The following is a 15,554-nucleotide window of genomic DNA, read 5'->3' on the forward strand; positions in this document are numbered from 1 at the left end:
AATGGTTTAATGGAACGTTAGTCTGTCAGCTCGGCGACAAGCTCTTTTAGTTTCGCACCGTTTCGGAGTGCATGACCGCCGACGTCGTTGTTAAAAAAGGCCCAAACCTCGTGGCCCTGCTTAACCCACTCGCTGAATTTCAGTGCATATTCTTGCAAGGTCTCATCGGAATAAGAAGAGCTATATAGCGATTCCGGGCCGTGAAAGCGGATAAATATGTCTTTGGCAGTGATTTCTTCATAATAAGGAAACTTCTCCGATTGCGCGAAAACGAGGGTTACCTTATGTTTTTTCATCAGTTTGAGGCTCTCATCGGAGAACCACGATTCGTCCCTTACTTCCATAGCAAAGCGGTAATCGCTGTAACCGCTTTGAAGTAATTCATAAAATGGCCTGACAACCACGTCGTTAAACTTTACATTATCAGGCAGCTGGATGAGCACAGGGCCCAGGTGTTGTTTGACGGGTTCAAAAATATTGAAAAAGCGCTGCAAGGGTTCTTCCGGGTCATGGAGCTTCTTCATATGACTCAGATAACGGCTCATTTTAGGACAAAACACAAAATCATCAGGCACCATTGTGATCCATTTCAGGACTGTTTCCTGGGTAGGCAGTTTGTAAAAGCTACCATTCAGCTCGGAAACGGAAAAGTGGTTTGCATAAAAAGAAATGTAATCGGTCGGCTTCATTTCATTTGGATAAAAGATCCCTTTCCAATGCTTATAGCTCCACCCGGAAGTCCCAATATGTATGCGATCCGTTGCTTTCATAACGTGATGATGTGGGAACGATTGAATAAAATAATCATACCGACTTGACCCTGAGCGCTGGCAGGAATGGTTTTTTCGTTGTTGGTTGCTTACCAAATCAATTTATGATGAGCGTTATTGATATTCTGGGCGAACAGGAGGAAACATTGGGAACTGCGGAAGACCTTCGTGAAGAGATCATTGTCGAAAGTTTGCAAGAGGAGCTTTCAGGGAGTTTGGTTAAAATAGAATTTGAAACTTCCATGGGACTGTGCAGGGGTTATTACCATTCCGGTGAGTTGGGCCATGAGGAAGTAAATATGGAAGAAGCGTCAATGGAGATTCTGAAAGCGTTATTCCCCGCTTGCAATGGTGTTTTTGTGCATCAGGCAAACCGCGATTGGGTTGAGATCAGTCTTGCTGAGCATATAAGCGGGTTTCCTGAATACAAACTTTATAACCGCGTTGTTTCAGGAGGGGCAGCATAGCTTCACAGCCGAATTCGGCAGGTTTGCGTAAAAAAATGTCCGTCAAATCCTCAATTATTTCGAAATTGGGACATTGAGTTACGCCAAGCCGTTATTTTATGAAGGATATCACCGTTGGAGATCTGAAAGCCATCAAGGTTTTTCAGGATGTGCCTGACGATCAGCTGCAATGGATGATCGACAGAAGCAAGCATTACGAATTGCCGGAAGGCGAATTTATGACATCGCCAGGCGAACCGCTGACCGGCACCCATGTAATTTTTTCCGGCCGGATTGAGTTATACCGCATTCAAAACAATGCAAAACTATTCATTGCAGAGCTGCTTCCCGGCACTATAACCGGGTCCCTTCCGTTTTCGAGAGGAAAAGTAGGCGTGGCTTATGGGCAATGTACAGAATTGACGCAGATCATGACATTCCCGGTTGAGCTGATGCGCGAATTGATCATTTCGCATTATGAGCTTACCCAGGCGCTGGTGATCGTCATGACGTCACGCGTGCGCGAATTCACGGAGTTGGAGCAGCAGAATGAGAAAATGATGGCGCTTGGGAAATTGTCAGCTGGCCTCGCCCATGAGCTTAATAATCCCGCTGCGGCGATTGTAAGAGGTTCTGTTTCTTTGAAAAAACACCTTTTGTTGCAGCCGGGAGCATTTAAAAAGCTGATCTCTATCCACCTTTCTCCCGAAGAAATTGAGCTCATCAATGAGAAAATGCTTCAAATCATGGCGACGAAGGACAGGCCGGTGATGAGCATGATGCAGCGTTCCGAGCGTGAGGACCAGATCCTGGATTGGCTTGACATGAACAGTATTGGGGAATGCGACGACATTGCCGAAAATATTGTAGAATTTGGCATCACCGAGGATGATCTGGAAGAGCTCAAAAGCAAAATCAACAAAGATGATTTTTCCCCGATCCTGCTTTGGATCAACAACAACCTGACCACCGAGCGGATGGTGGCCGACATTCAGGAAGCCTCCAAAAGGATCGCTGATCTCGTGGGATCGGTGAAGACATTCACGCACATGGACAGGGGCGGGGAAAAAGAAGTGATTGACATTCACGTCGGCATCAAAAATACGCTCACGATGCTGAATTATAAGTTGAAAAAAGCTAATATTAAAGTTACAGAAGAGTTTGATCTCAGCCTGCCGCATGTTAAGGTGATGGTAGGCGAGCTCAATCAGGTCTGGACAAACCTGATTGACAATGCAATAGATGCGCTGGAAAACCAGCCTAATCCCGAACTGCGGATCATTACACACCGCGATAAGGAGTTTGTAAAAGTCTCCATTTGTGACAATGGTCCCGGCGTTCCGGCTGAGATTAAGAACAAAATCTTCGATCCGTTTTTTACAACAAAATCAGTTGGAAAAGGGACGGGATTGGGGCTGGACGTGGTCATCCGCATTATAAAGCAGCACCACGGCTCGGTAACATTGCACAGTGCGCCGGGTAAGACGGAATTTTTAGTTTGTTTTCCTATCAATAATTAATTTAGATTTCTTTTTACCCTTTAACAGCAGTCTACTATGGGTTTGCCCATTATATTTTCAATTGACGACGATCCACAGGTTTTGCGGGCCATCAGCCGCGACCTGAAAGCCCAATATAGGGACAAATACCGCGTACTGAGCACTTCTTCCGTTAGCGAAGCCATGGAAAGCCTGGTCGAACTTCAGAATAAAGGCGAGGAAGTGGCCATATTTGTTTCAGATCAGCGCATGCCGGAGATGCAGGGCGTTGATTTTCTGGAAAAAGCAATGGCTATTTTTCCGTTCGCCAAAAGGGTTTTACTGACCGCTTACTCAGATACAGATGCGGCCATTAAGGCGATCAATGACGTACAGCTGGATTATTACCTGATGAAACCCTGGGATCCGCCCGAAGAAAAGCTGTATCCCGCTATCGACGAATTACTGCACGACTGGCAGGCTAATTACCGTCCTGACTTTACAGGCATTAAAGTGATAGGTTATCAGTTTTCTCCTAAGTCACATGAAATCAAGGACTTTCTTGCAGGTAATCTTGTTCCGTATCAATGGATGGATGCCAGTTCAAGTGATATAGGCAAGCAGATCATCAAAACCAACGGACTTTGCCCAACGGACTTTCCAACAGTAATTTTCGAAGATGGGACACTTCTGAGAACGCCGTCTTTGCTGGATGTTGCTTCGCATATCGGATTGAATGCAAAGGTGAAGCTGCAAGTTTATGATGTGGTCATTATCGGTGCGGGCCCGGCAGGGTTGGCGGCATCCGTATACGGCGCATCGGAAGGTTTAAGTACTTTATTGATCGAGCGCAAAGCGCCTGGTGGCCAGGCTGGTACAAGTTCAAGGATTGAAAATTACCTTGGTTTTCCAGCCGGTTTGAGCGGGTCGGAATTGACCAGGAGGGCCATTACGCAAGCCACACGTTTTGGAACAGAATTCCTTTCGCCACAGTCGGTGAAGGAGATCAAATTGAAGGATCAGTACAAAACCATTGTGCTGGAAGACGATACAGAAATCAATGCGAGAGCAGTCGTAATTACAACCGGTGTTGATTATCGCAAGCTGGAAACCAAAGGAATAGCGGAGTTTACGGGCAAGGGCATATACTATGGCGCTGCCAGCACAGAAGCCAGTTCCTGCGGTAACAAGGATGTTTACGTCCTCGGCGGAGGTAACTCGGCGGGCCAGGCAGCCATGTATTTATCCAAATTCGCCAAAAACGTTTACATTATCGTCCGTAAGAACGATCTCACTTCTTCAATGTCGTCCTATCTTATCGACCAGATCAAAAACACAGATAATGTCTCGATCCTTGGTTGTACTGAAATTGTGGAAGCAAAAGGGGACGAGCATTTGGAAGCTTTAAGATTGGTTGACCTCAATTCCTCGGAAGAGCGTGAGGTTCCGGCCGATGCGCTGTTCATCTTCATCGGGGCGAGACCTTATACGGATTGGGTTGGTTTACAAATCATTAAAAACAACAAAGGATTTATAGAGACCGGCCGCGATATGAAGAGTCACGAGAATTTCAGGCAGGTCTGGAAAATGCAGCGCGACCCTTATTTGCTCGAAACCAGCTCTCCCGGCATTTTTGCCGCAGGCGACGTACGTGCCGGTGCCATGAACCGTGTCACCTCGGCAGTCGGAGAAGGTTCTATGTCGATTAGTTTTGTTCACCAATATTTAAGTGAAGTATAATGGATCAGGTTTGTCAACACATTAAGGAAATCACCGAAATCAAAAAAGAGGCTGCTCACGTATGCGAGGAATGCGTGAAAGTGGACGGCAGATGGCTGCACCTGCGGACCTGCCAGACCTGCGGCGCAACATTATGCTGTGACAGCTCGCCGGCCAAACACATGACGCAGCATTATCACCAAACCGGCCACCCAGTTGCCAGCTCGGCGGAGCCCGGCGAACAATGGCTTTGGTGTTACAAGGATGAATCATTTGTCGAATACAATTAAGCATTGAAATTTCGGGATTGAATTTTGTAACTTCATTTATGGAAAAACCGACTTCAATCCCGGAGTTTTATAAAGACACTTCACAGCTGATCCCGGAGCCAGTCCAGAAGGAGATCGGCCATTTTAACATTTTCCGGACGGAGGATCTTTTCAGAGATTCCAAGCCCAAAGCAGTTCCTTACAACCGGCGGGCTTACTATAAGATCAGCCTCATCCTGGGCAGGAACCGGGCTGAGTACGCGGATAAAGTCATTGATATTGAGCATAATGCATTATTTTTTGCTACGCCGCAAATTCCTTATAACTGGCAGCCCCTGGACGATAAGCAGTCAGGAATGTTCTGTATTTTCTCGGAAGATTTTCTTACCCAAAACAACAGCGGGATCTTGTTAAAGGATCTGCCTGTTTTCAAGCCGGGTAATGTGCCCATTTTCTTTCTCAATGATGAGCAGCTTGCGGACGTTAAGCACATTTTCATTAAAATGTTCAAAGAGGTTTCTTCCGATTATGCATTCAAATATGATCTGCTGCGTAATTATGTGCTTGAACTGATCCATAGCGGGCAGAAGTTGCAGCCGGCAACAGGTCTGTTTAATGAAACCAATGCGCATAAGCGCGTTTCTTCCCTTTTTATTGAGCTGCTCGAACGCCAGTTTCCCATCGAGCCCCCGCACCAGAAACTCATGTTCCGTTCGGCAAAGGATTATGCGGATCAGCTGGCGATCCATGTCAATTATCTCAATAAGGTTTTAAAGCTGGTAACGGGCAAAACCACGACGGAACTCATCATTGAGCGCATTATCAAAGAATCCAAGATCTTGCTGAAACACACAGACTGGAACATTTCCGAGATCGCGTACAGCCTCGGATTCGAGGAACCTTCACACTTTAATAACCTCTTCAAAAAACACACAACATTAAGTCCGCGTGCATTTCGCATGTGAGATTTGATTTTTGTAAGTTTTGATTTGAAACCGGCAAGCTTCCCTTTGCTGCATGGCATAACTTTGTTCCATCAAAAAATCAAACTAACAAAAAGATGGAACAAGGAAATAAAATAGCGCTGGTAACAGGCGCCAGCAGAGGATTGGGGAAAAATATGGCGCTCAATCTCGCTCAGCAAGGAACCGACATTATTGTCATATATCGCAGCAAGGAACAGGAAGCGCTTGAAGTTGTGAAGACGATCGAGGCTATGGGCAGAAAAGCCGTCGCTATGCCGCTTGATACGGCGAACACAAAGCGTTTTGATACATTTTTTACGGATCTTCAATCCGTTCTGGAAACTACCTGGAACCGGAAAACTTTCGATTTTCTGATCAATAATGCCGGCATCGATGCCAATTCTAAATTCACTGATACAACAGAGGAGGATTTCGACGCTTTAATGAACGTGCATTTCAAAGGCGTTTACTTTCTGACCCAGAAAGCATTGCCTTACATTGCAGACAATGGCCGTATTATCAACCTTTCCACTGGGCTAACCCGTTTTGCAACACCGGGTTATGCAGCATATGCATCTATGAAAGGCGCTATTGAAGTGTTGACCAAATATTTGGCGAAAGAACTGGGCCACAGAGGCATTACCGTGAATATCGTGGCACCCGGGATCATTCACACCGACTTCACTGAACGAGCATTCAAGGCGCACGAGGGATTGGAAGCGCAGATTAATTCCATCACTGCATTGGGCCGGGTAGGAGAGCCGCAGGACATTGGCGCGGTGGTTGCGTTCCTTTGCACCGAAGGCGCCCGCTGGATCAATGCCCAGCGGATCGAGGCCTCGGGTGGGATGAACCTTTGATGTTAAATCTTCTTACCGGCTAGTTTCAAATGCAGGTCAATATCATTCTTGATGACTGCATCGTCTGGCAAGGCAGGATCGGTGGCGTAAGTGATACCCCATTTGGTCCTGTCTATTTTTAATTTAGCTTCTACTTTGAGATTATCTCCGTTCAAGTCAATTTTCGCAGGAAATGAGATGGAATGCGTGATTCCCAGCATCGTTAAATTTCCGGTCACCAGGTGATTCGCGCCTGCAATTACATTCTCACCACTTCCGTTGTAAGACGCGACGCCCGTAATGTTGAACTTTACTTCCGGGTGAAGCGCCATATTAAAGAAGTCCGGGCTTTGTAAATGGTGCACCAGCGCATGCTTTAATTCCTCTGTCGGCAGGTTAAAGTTGACGATAGAGGCTATCGGAATGGTGAAAGAACCGCTCTTGACCTGTCCTTCACGAATGACCAGGCTTTCACTTTTGATGGCAATGGAACCTTCATTGAAATACTCATTTCTGAGATATCCCTTCCATTCTGCAACGGAGACGGATTCATCGAGTTTGAAGTTTGTGGATTGCACATCGTGATCTGCGCAACCGAATGCAATTGAAATTGAGGCTAATAGACTAAAAAGTTGCTTTTTCATTGTTGTTTTTGTTTTGCTTGCTTGATCATGGCTTTGATTTATGATGCAAAACTAAGGCGTGCACGCAGGGAAGCGCCTACGCAAAACGGAGTAAAACCTACGCAAGACGAATTATCCGTAATTGATCTTGGAATAGGTATTCGTTTGAATAAATGTGATATTTACAGGGAGGAACCAGAACTAAATCCCCTGTAATGTCAGTAAAAGGGCCTATAATATTGATTGAAGACGATTCCGATGACCAGTTTCTGCTTAAAAGCATCGTGGAGGAATTGCAGATACCAAACCCGATTATTTTCTTTTCAAATGGTCTGGAAGCATTGCTTTTCCTGGAAACGACCACAGAGCAGCCGTTCATCATTTTCTGTGATATTAACATGCCGGTTATGAACGGGCTGGAACTCCGCCAGCGCATTGAGCAGAATGAGTATTTAAAGAAAAAGTCGATCCCATTCGTGTTTTTGAGCACCGCCGACAATCCCCACATTATATCCGTAGCCTACGAAGCCACAATCCAGGGATTTTTCAAAAAAGAGAATAGTTTTGAAGATCTGAAAAAACGGATCAGGATCATTTTCGAATATTGGCAAAGCTGCCTGCACCCGAATAATTACGTATAGCGCAAGCAGCATTCAATGCCAGGGCACTATGTCACCCAAAGGCTGTCCGTGAAATAGTGTTTGCAATCCAGGAAGTGTTCGATCACTTTGAAGCCATTATTTTCTGCGGTTTCTTCGATTTCTTTTAATGTATATTTTTTAGACAATTCTGTACGAATCAGCTCGTTCTGCGCGAAGTCGTAACATTTGTCGATGCGTTGCAAATGTATTTTCTGCGCTGCCAGACTTACCAGATAACTCCTCACTTCGCCGTTGATAGGGTTATAATGGGAATAGAAGTCAAATTGGTTGGTTTTGATGTTCCCGCCCAGTTCGCGATTGATCCGCGTGAGGAGATTCATATTGAATGCTTTGGTAATGCCTTGCGGATCATCATAAGCGTTGCGGATTGTAGCCGGGTTCTTCTGTAAATCGAAGCCTGTCAGCAATTTGTCTCCTGGCTTCATGCTTTGGTTGAAGCTGGTGAGCAGATCGTTCACCTCATCTTTTTCATAATTCCCGATGTTGCCTCCCAGAAAAAGAAACAAGCTGGGCGTTTCGGAAGAAGCCAGCTCCTCAATCATTGAAAAGTAATTCCCGATCATCGGTTTGATCTGTAAATCAGGCAGATGCTCGAGCATATTGGCTTCGAGCTCTTCTATGGCTTTTGCGGAAATATCAATTGGCACATAAGAAAATTGCACCCCGTTCTCAACTAGCGTTTTAAGCAATTGGCGCGTCTTGATGCCATCACCAGCCCCGAACTCCACAATGTTAAAAGGCTGATCAAAGTTTAGCTTTTCGATGATCTGATTTCCCTGCAAAGACAAGATTTCAAATTCACAGGCCGTAGGGTAGTATTCAGGCATTTTCATGATATCCTGAAAAATGACGCTGCCTATATCATCATAAAAATATTTGGAAGAAATGTGCTTCAATGGCGCCGAAAGGCCTTTGTGTATATCTTTTGCGAATGTATTGTCCGACATAATGTTGTGTTGATTCAATTACTTCACCAGCCTGATGCCCGTGTATTGCCAGCGTTCGTGTGCTTGAAAAAAGTTTCGGTAAGTTTTGCGGCTATGCTCAGGTGAGGTAGCAACAGATGCTCCACGGAGCACCATTTGGTTAATCATAAATTTTCCGTTGTATTCGCCCACGGCACCCGGAGCCTTCGAAAAGCCAGGATAAGGCAAGTAGGCGCTATTTGTCCATTCCCAGCGCTTGCCCCATTGGAACTGATCCGATGCAATTTCCCACTCTGCTTCTGTTGGTAACCGCATGCCTCTCCATTGCGCGTAGGCCGAAGCCTCGTATAGGTTAATGTGGCTCAGGATCGCTTCCGGGTTCACTGGCTGTAATCCGTCCAGCGTATAGTAATGCCAGGCTCCTTTTATTTTGTGCCAATACATGGGAGCATTGATCGCATGGTCGTTGACCCACGACCAGCCTGCATCCAGCCACAAATTAAAATCCTGATAACCGCCCGCTTCCATAAATTCAATGTATTCAGCATTGGTAACCAGTGCTTTGGAAATGTCAAAATCGTGCAGATACACTTTATGCCTGCCCAGTTCATTATCAAAGCAAAAGCCGGAACCATTGAACCCTATCTCGTAAACGCCTTCCGAAATCTGTGCAAATCCGGATTCTTCATTAGCGTCATTCACCAGATTGTGGCCCGATTTGTAAACCGGAAACAAGGGATTATGACCAAGGATATATTTAATGTCGGTAACGAGCAGTTCCTGATGTTGCTGCTCGTGGTGCAGGCCGAGTTCTACCAGCGTTAATGCTTCGGGATCTGTTAATGTTTCAAGCAGCTCCGACATATGGCGATCCACATGTTGCCGGTAAGCATACACATTTTTGGTCGTCGGGCGTGTAACATTTCCCCTGTCGGTGCGCAGGGTGCGTTCGCCTACATTGTTATAATAACTGTTGAAAAGATAGTTGTAGTCGTTATCAAAAACCTGGTATCCTGGATGGAAAGGTTTGAGAATGAATGTTTCAAAAAACCATGTTGAATGCGCCAGGTGCCACTTCGGCGGACTTACAAACGGAACAGGCTGCGGGACATAGTCTTCGGTTTCAAGAGGCTCACAAATCGTTTCCGAATGTTGCCTAACACGATTGTATGCTTCACTTATGGCGGTGGTTGTCAGCGGATACATATTCTTTTAAATCTGTAATAGTTCTTATATTCAATGATTGTGCCTGTTCTTTGCGCATCATCAAAGCATAGGCATTATTGAAACCGATCGGTTTGAGCCATTGCAGGTTATACTGCTCGTCAAAGCCTTTTTGAACGTAACTAAAAACCTTCTCACGACTGCCTGCAAGTGCTGCCAAGTCGTTTTTCGAAGGTTTCAGGATTACCAAAAGCCCCGTTCCTGTGTATTCAGGATATATATCGATCTCGTTATTGGTTAATGCATCAAAACAGATCTTCGTTCCGCCAAGTCCCGTTTTTGTTTCAACTTTTAAATCCGTATTCCCTTCAATGAGCGCTTTGTATATGTTGATCAGAATGTATTGTTCGGCAAAGATTTTGGAGCCCAGCCGGATCGTACCTTTGTTTCCGTTTCGGGGCTTCTTGTATAGGTTATTGGCCAAAATAAAGTCGTGAGCCACTTTTTCGGGACTTTGTTTCAGATAATCAACCCGGTAATTCAGATCGGTCATAATCGAATCGTTGATCTTTCCGGACAAGAGATTCAATGCACTTTCCAATTCAGGATATTGAAGCAAAACCTCTTTTCTAACCAGTGGAGAGGCGTAATAGGGCGGAAAAATGCGTTTATCGTCTTCGAGTGTAATAAGGTTGTATGCTTTAAGCCTTCCGTCCGTGCTATAACCGCTGATGACATCGATTTTCTTCTCATATGCCGCCTTGTACATTACCGCATCGCTGATTACAACGGTCGGCATATTCAATTTGTATTTTGATTTTAAACCCAGATAACCATCTTCACGCCCCATGAACTCCGGTGTAAAGCCACCCAGAATTTTCGCATCGGCATAAGGAAATATGTAAAATGAGGAAAGTAAAAGCAGTAAAACAGGCAGAATAACGGACACTTTACGCATCTTCCTGACATTCGCTCTTTGAACCAAAGACAGCAGCAGATCAAAAAATATGGCGAGCAACGCGGCCGGGATGGCGCCGGCCAGGATCATGTTGGAATTGTTCAATGCAATGCCTCCGAAAATAAATTCGCCCAAACCGCCCGCTGCAATGTATGCTGCAAGTGTCGCAACGCCCACATTAATGACCGTCGCCGTGCGAATCCCAGCGAGGATCACTGGCATAGCAAGCGGAAGTTCCACATTAAACAAAACCTGCCAGCTGCTCATGCCCATCCCACGGGCGGCTTCCGTTACGGCCGGATTCACGCCGCGAATTCCCGTATAAGTGTTCCTGATGATGGGGAGCAACGCATACAAAAACAACGCAGTAATCGCCGGAAGCGCGCCGATGCCCAGCAGCGGGATCATAAAGCCAAGCAATGCGATGCTTGGAATGGTCTGCAACACGCCCGCAATGCCCAGGACGAGCCATGCCGCCTTATTTCGCTGCGCGATCCAGATTCCCAGCGGGAGTCCTATCACGACGGCGATCAGCAAGGAAATACATGTCAACCCAACGTGCGCAAGCGTCTGGCTCCAAAGTTTATCGGATTGCTGCGCCATGAATTCCCACAAACTTTGCTGCACTTCCATTAAATCTGCTGTTTTAACTTTTGGTAAGCTTCCTGAATGTTGGAAGTCGTGAACAACTTTAATGTATTGGCAGCCTGATTACGAACAGCCAATGCTTCATTTCCGGATTTTGAAAGGAGCTCCATCCCCGACCATAAGCTCATGCCAGCATTCACCTCGGCATTAGGCGTATTATGCACGCTGTTATGCGAAGCAAAATCGGTAGTAGTAACCACATCCCAAATGTCCTCAAAGGTGATCGCGCTCAGTTCGAGAAACAAGCGCTGGTGATCAAAGAATGTTCGGGCAAATGTATTCGCGGGTTTCAGGATCAGCTCTTTTGCGGTTCCGGTCTGGACGATTTTGCCTTTGTCCATTAAACAAATGCTGTCTCCGAGCTCAAATGCTTCCTGTACATCGTGCGTTACGAGCACAATGGTTTTTTGTTTCAATTCAGGCAATTCCAGAAACTCCTTCCGCACCCCAGCGCGCGTAATCGGGTCCAGCGCGCCGAAAGGTTCGTCCATTAATAAAACGGGCGGGTCAGAAATGAGCGCACGCGCAATGGCGACACGCTGCTGCTGGCCGCCGCTCAGTTCATCCGGATATTTGTGGCCGAACGTTTCCAGCGGAAGCTTCAACTGGTTCAGTAACTCCTGCGCTCTTTTGCGGGTTTTGGCCTTATCCCATTTCAATAATTTAGGAACAACCGATACATTTTCCTCAACAGAATAATGCGGGAAAAGACCATTGCTCTGGGAAACGTAACCGATTGTACGTCTGAGCAATTCCGGTTGCTGATCAAAAATATTCTGGCCATTGATGGAAATAAAACCGCCCGACGCATCGATCAGGCGGTTAAGCATCTTCAATGTTGTGGTCTTTCCACATCCGCTGGTGCCCAGCAAAACCATGGTTTCACCTTCTTTTACTTCAAAAGAAATGTCATCAACTGCCCGGATATCATTAAAAACTTTGCTAATGCGTTCGGCAATGATCATGAGTTTACTGTTCCAGCGTCATGAAAAGATTGTTCAGCGATTCCGCGTATGTCGGGTGCGCAAAAACGCCGTTCATCAGGCGGTCGTACGTAACATTTCCCATCATGGCCATTTGCAGAATGGTAACGATCTCTCCGCCTTGTTCGGCCAGGACTGAGGCGCCCAGGATCTGTTTCGTTTTGGCGTCGATCACCGCTTTCATCATCCCGCGTTCGTCGCCGGTTTCAATGGAGCGTGCAACGCTGTCATTTTTCATCGTGGCTACAAGTATGTCGAGCCCTTGCTCGCGCGCTTCCTGTTCGGTAATACCCACGCGGCCTAACTGCGGATCAATAAACATGCAGTAGGGGACGAGCCTGTCTTTTGTGGATGCATTTCCATTGCTGATAACATTCTCGCTGATAATGCGGTAGTCGTCGTATGAAATGTGCGTAAATGCCGGGCCACCTTTCACGTCTCCCAATGCATAAATGCCTGCCGCAGACGTTTCCAGCTTATCATTCACTTTTATATAACCCTTTTCGTCGACGTCCACACCGGTTTTGTCGAGGCCAAGCTCTTTTGTTTGCGGCCTTCTGCCCGTTGCAACAAGGATATGCGAGGATTCCATCACGGTTTCCTTGCCGTTTTCATCCACCGTCACGGCAATATGATCTCCATTTTTAGTAATTGATTTCGCTTTGGTGTTTGTAAGAACCTGAATGTCTTCCTCTTTCAAAACCTTGGTAACTTCCTCCGCAATGTCTGCATCTTCCTTTTTAAGGATCCGCCCTGATGGCTCTATGATGGTCACTTTGCTTCCGAATAGCTTGAACATTTGTCCGAATTCCAGTCCGATATAGCCGCTGCCGAGCACGAGTAAATGTTCGGGAATGCTGTCGAGTTCCATGATGCTGGTGGAAGTCAGGTAATCAACACTTTCAATGCCATCGATCTTTGGAACAGAAGGTTTTTCTCCTGTATTGATGAAGAATTCATCCGCAGTAAAAACAGCTGTTCCGCCATCATTCAATGTGACAGTGATCTCCTTATTGCCTGAAAATGTTGCGGTTCCATAAAACAGGTCCAGGTTTTTTGTTTCCTGAATGCTTTTCTCGGAACTGCTGCGCATGCGGTGCACAATGTCGTCCTTACGCTTTATGATAGCTGAAAAATCGACATAAAAATGATCGGTAATTACGCCTAAGCTTTTATTGTGATAGACAGACCAGGCTGCTTTTGCAGAAGCGATCATTGCTTTGGTAGGGGAGCACCCATCGTTCACGCAAGTCCCGCCGACCCATCTTTTTTCTATTAATGCTGTTTTTAAGCCAGACTCGGCTAATTTTCTGGAAAGGGGCGTTCCGGCTTGTCCGGAACCGATTACTATGGCATCGTAATGTTGCATAGAGGCGGTGTGTTAATGGGATGTAAGATTTGAAAAATGCAATTACACCAAATAACAACAAAAGCGTGCCGTCGGGACACGCCTTTTGCAATATATTCCGTCAGATTTTAAGAAAAGTAAGCCCGGGAATTTTCCTTGTCAATATTGATCTGTCGAACCAGCATATCCAGGCTTTCGAATTTTTGCTCCGGACGCAGGTAATGCAGCAGTTCCAGTTTTAGATCTTCGCCGTAAATTTCTTTATCAAATTCGAATAAGTTCGCTTCGATCGTCCGCATGGTTCCGTCCACGGTCGGCCGTACGCCAATGTTCAGCATGCCCTTGAATTTTTCGCCGTCGTAAGTTGCTTGAATGACGTAAACGCCGTTCATCGGGATCAGCTTATACGACTCGTGCAAATGCACATTCGCTGTCGGGAAGCCGATGGTGCGGCCCAGTTGCTTGCCTTTGACCACAGTGCCCGAAAGCGTGTAGGGTCTGCCTAATAAGCCATTCGCTTCGCCTATATGCCCGGTAACCAAGGCTTTACGAATCCTGGAAGAACTGATGGCAAGATCCTCAATGTCTTCGCGCGGAATCTCTTCCACCTCGAAACCATAGGAAGCACAATTTTCCTGCAAAAACTCAAAGCTTCCCTCGCGGTTGCGTCCGAAACGATGGTCGTAGCCAATTACCAATTTTTTGGTCCCGATCTTTTCAACAAGGATTTCCTTAATATACTCGTGGCATGACAGCTCTGAGAAAGCCCGGGTAAAAGGGACGATCAGCAAATGGTGAATGCCCAATTCAGAGAACAGCTCAATTTTTTCATCAATGGTCGAAAGGAGTTGCAAACCCTGGCTGTCATCTGAAACAACCATACGCGGGTGCGGCCAGAAAGTAAGCACAACGGTTTCTCCGCCAGACTGTTCACTGATTTCCCGAAGCCGGGAAAGTATTTTTTTATGTCCAAGATGCACACCGTCGAATGTGCCACTTGTTACGACGCCATATTCCAGTTTTTCAAAGGAATCCAGGCTGTGATAAATATTCATTCGTCCACTTCTAACTTCAATTCAAGTCTTTTTTGCTGAATGAAATCGGTAAGATTCCACGCATCCTTCAATTCAAACGCTCCGATCCGGGTCCTGCATAAAGCGCTCATATAAGCGCCACTGCCCGCCAGCTGACCGAAATCGCGAACCATACTGCGAATATAAGTACCTTTTGAACAAATGATCCTAAAATCAACCGAGGGAAAATGCGTGGAATCAATTTCAAAAAGCGAAATTTCAACATTGCGTTTCTTAATCTCGATTTCTTCGCCGCGCCGCGCCTTCTTGTAAAGCCGTTCGCCATCGACACGCAATGCAGAGTAAATCGGGGGTGTTTGCGCAATGCTGCCTGTTAATGCCAGCCGGGCACTTTCCAGAATTTCTGCGGTAATGTGATCTGTTGGATATTCGGCATCGAATTCGGTTTCCAGGTCGATCGAAGGCGTTGTTTTGCCCAGAACCAATGTCCCTGTGTATTCCTTTTCCTGCGCCTGATAGGTGTCGATCTGCTTTGTTTTCTTGCCGGTGCACAATATAAGCAAGCCCGTAGCCAGCGGATCCAATGTGCCGGCATGACCGATTTTCTTGAATTTGCAAGCTCTTTTGAGCTTATTGGCCACGTCAAATGAAGTCCAGGTCAAAGGCTTGTCAATGAGAATGACTTCGCCTTCGTCCGGTATGTTATTTTCGTTATTCAAATT

The 15,554-nt window shown here is 46.1% G+C and carries 16 protein-coding genes; 7 read left to right on the forward strand and 9 right to left on the reverse strand.

Annotation, left to right across the window (positions count from 1 at the left end; all coding sequences use genetic code 11):
* Positions 1-17: 17 nt before the first annotated feature.
* The gene (locus LZG74_RS20140; RefSeq protein ID WP_233798301.1) at positions 18-770 is read right to left on the reverse strand and encodes a DUF72 domain-containing protein; all 753 of its coding nucleotides are present in this window, start codon (positions 768-770) and stop codon (positions 18-20) included.
* A 104-nt stretch (positions 771-874) separates the two neighbouring features.
* Between LZG74_RS20140 and LZG74_RS20145 the strand changes: the two genes are divergently transcribed.
* From LZG74_RS20145 to LZG74_RS20170, 6 genes are all read left to right on the forward strand, one after another.
* Positions 875-1,237, forward strand: coding sequence for a hypothetical protein (locus tag LZG74_RS20145; RefSeq protein WP_233798302.1), 363 nt, complete (start codon positions 875-877; stop codon positions 1,235-1,237).
* 98 nt (positions 1,238-1,335) lie between these two features.
* Positions 1,336-2,736 (forward strand): ATP-binding protein, encoded by a 1,401-nt coding sequence (locus LZG74_RS20150; protein WP_233798303.1) that lies wholly within the window; start codon positions 1,336-1,338, stop codon positions 2,734-2,736.
* 36 nt (positions 2,737-2,772) lie between these two features.
* The gene (locus LZG74_RS20155; RefSeq protein ID WP_233798304.1) at positions 2,773-4,434 is read left to right on the forward strand and encodes a response regulator; all 1,662 of its coding nucleotides are present in this window, start codon (positions 2,773-2,775) and stop codon (positions 4,432-4,434) included.
* Positions 4,434-4,703, forward strand: a complete 270-nt coding sequence (locus LZG74_RS20160) for a UBP-type zinc finger domain-containing protein (protein ID WP_233798305.1) — start codon at positions 4,434-4,436, stop codon at positions 4,701-4,703. The genes LZG74_RS20155 and LZG74_RS20160 overlap by 1 nt, the downstream gene beginning before the upstream one ends.
* Before the next feature lie 38 nt (positions 4,704-4,741).
* Entirely contained in the window at positions 4,742-5,647 is a 906-nt protein-coding gene (locus LZG74_RS20165) for an AraC family transcriptional regulator (RefSeq protein WP_233798306.1), read from the forward strand.
* 95 nt (positions 5,648-5,742) lie between these two features.
* The gene (locus LZG74_RS20170; RefSeq protein ID WP_233798307.1) at positions 5,743-6,507 is read left to right on the forward strand and encodes an SDR family NAD(P)-dependent oxidoreductase; all 765 of its coding nucleotides are present in this window, start codon (positions 5,743-5,745) and stop codon (positions 6,505-6,507) included.
* 2 nt (positions 6,508-6,509) lie between these two features.
* Here the strand turns inward: LZG74_RS20170 and LZG74_RS20175 are convergent, their stop codons facing one another.
* Positions 6,510-7,130: a YceI family protein gene (locus LZG74_RS20175; RefSeq protein ID WP_233798308.1), complete on the reverse strand. Its 621-nt coding sequence runs from the start codon at positions 7,128-7,130 to the stop codon at positions 6,510-6,512.
* A gap of 194 nt (positions 7,131-7,324) precedes the next feature.
* On the opposite strand from LZG74_RS20175, the gene LZG74_RS20180 reads away from it, so the two are divergent.
* On the forward strand, positions 7,325-7,750 hold the full coding sequence (locus LZG74_RS20180; protein ID WP_233798309.1) for a response regulator: 426 nt from the start codon (positions 7,325-7,327) through the stop codon (positions 7,748-7,750).
* A 26-nt stretch (positions 7,751-7,776) separates the two neighbouring features.
* Here LZG74_RS20180 and LZG74_RS20185 read toward each other — a convergent pair whose 3' ends face one another.
* The 7 genes from LZG74_RS20185 to truB form a co-directional block, all read right to left on the reverse strand.
* Complete coding sequence (locus LZG74_RS20185; RefSeq protein WP_233798310.1) at positions 7,777-8,718, reverse strand: L-histidine N(alpha)-methyltransferase; 942 nt, start codon at positions 8,716-8,718, stop codon at positions 7,777-7,779.
* Between the two features lie 18 nt (positions 8,719-8,736).
* Positions 8,737-9,903, reverse strand: coding sequence for an ergothioneine biosynthesis protein EgtB (gene egtB, locus LZG74_RS20190; protein ID WP_233798311.1), 1,167 nt, complete (start codon positions 9,901-9,903; stop codon positions 8,737-8,739).
* A complete protein-coding gene (locus LZG74_RS20195) occupies positions 9,872-11,452 on the reverse strand; it encodes an ABC transporter permease/substrate-binding protein (protein WP_233798312.1) in 1,581 nt (526 codons plus the stop codon). The genes egtB and LZG74_RS20195 overlap by 32 nt, the downstream gene beginning before the upstream one ends.
* A complete protein-coding gene (locus LZG74_RS20200; RefSeq protein WP_233798313.1) occupies positions 11,452-12,432 on the reverse strand; it encodes an ABC transporter ATP-binding protein in 981 nt (326 codons plus the stop codon). The genes LZG74_RS20195 and LZG74_RS20200 overlap by 1 nt, the downstream gene beginning before the upstream one ends.
* 4 nt (positions 12,433-12,436) lie before the next feature.
* Positions 12,437-13,819 carry a mercuric reductase gene (locus tag LZG74_RS20205; RefSeq protein ID WP_233798314.1) on the reverse strand — a complete coding sequence of 461 codons (1,383 nt, stop codon included), beginning with the start codon at positions 13,817-13,819 and terminating at the stop codon, positions 12,437-12,439.
* A gap of 107 nt (positions 13,820-13,926) precedes the next feature.
* Positions 13,927-14,853, reverse strand: a complete 927-nt coding sequence (locus tag LZG74_RS20210; protein ID WP_233798315.1) for a bifunctional riboflavin kinase/FAD synthetase — start codon at positions 14,851-14,853, stop codon at positions 13,927-13,929.
* Entirely contained in the window at positions 14,850-15,551 is a 702-nt protein-coding gene (gene truB / locus LZG74_RS20215) for a tRNA pseudouridine(55) synthase TruB (RefSeq protein ID WP_233798316.1), read from the reverse strand. Before truB ends, LZG74_RS20210 begins: the two co-directional genes overlap by 4 nt.
* Positions 15,552-15,554: the final 3 nt, after the last annotated feature.

Origin of the sequence: Dyadobacter sp. CY327 (assembly GCF_021390415.1) — a bacterium.
Taxonomy (GTDB): Bacteria; Bacteroidota; Bacteroidia; order Cytophagales; family Spirosomataceae; genus Dyadobacter; species Dyadobacter chenhuakuii.

Coding starts and splice junctions, on each gene's coding strand:
- LZG74_RS20140 (WP_233798301.1), bottom strand. CDS start 770: ATGAAAGCAACGGATCGCATACATATTGGGACTTCCGGGTGGAGCTAT.
- LZG74_RS20145 (WP_233798302.1), top strand. CDS start 875: ATGATGAGCGTTATTGATATTCTGGGCGAACAGGAGGAAACATTGGGA.
- LZG74_RS20150 (WP_233798303.1), top strand. CDS start 1,336: ATGAAGGATATCACCGTTGGAGATCTGAAAGCCATCAAGGTTTTTCAG.
- LZG74_RS20155 (WP_233798304.1), top strand. CDS start 2,773: ATGGGTTTGCCCATTATATTTTCAATTGACGACGATCCACAGGTTTTG.
- LZG74_RS20160 (WP_233798305.1), top strand. CDS start 4,434: ATGGATCAGGTTTGTCAACACATTAAGGAAATCACCGAAATCAAAAAA.
- LZG74_RS20165 (WP_233798306.1), top strand. CDS start 4,742: ATGGAAAAACCGACTTCAATCCCGGAGTTTTATAAAGACACTTCACAG.
- LZG74_RS20170 (WP_233798307.1), top strand. CDS start 5,743: ATGGAACAAGGAAATAAAATAGCGCTGGTAACAGGCGCCAGCAGAGGA.
- LZG74_RS20175 (WP_233798308.1), bottom strand. CDS start 7,130: ATGAAAAAGCAACTTTTTAGTCTATTAGCCTCAATTTCAATTGCATTC.
- LZG74_RS20180 (WP_233798309.1), top strand. CDS start 7,325: ATGTCAGTAAAAGGGCCTATAATATTGATTGAAGACGATTCCGATGAC.
- LZG74_RS20185 (WP_233798310.1), bottom strand. CDS start 8,718: ATGTCGGACAATACATTCGCAAAAGATATACACAAAGGCCTTTCGGCG.
- egtB (WP_233798311.1), bottom strand. CDS start 9,903: ATGTATCCGCTGACAACCACCGCCATAAGTGAAGCATACAATCGTGTT.
- LZG74_RS20195 (WP_233798312.1), bottom strand. CDS start 11,452: ATGGAAGTGCAGCAAAGTTTGTGGGAATTCATGGCGCAGCAATCCGAT.
- LZG74_RS20200 (WP_233798313.1), bottom strand. CDS start 12,432: ATGATCATTGCCGAACGCATTAGCAAAGTTTTTAATGATATCCGGGCA.
- LZG74_RS20205 (WP_233798314.1), bottom strand. CDS start 13,819: ATGCAACATTACGATGCCATAGTAATCGGTTCCGGACAAGCCGGAACG.
- LZG74_RS20210 (WP_233798315.1), bottom strand. CDS start 14,853: ATGAATATTTATCACAGCCTGGATTCCTTTGAAAAACTGGAATATGGC.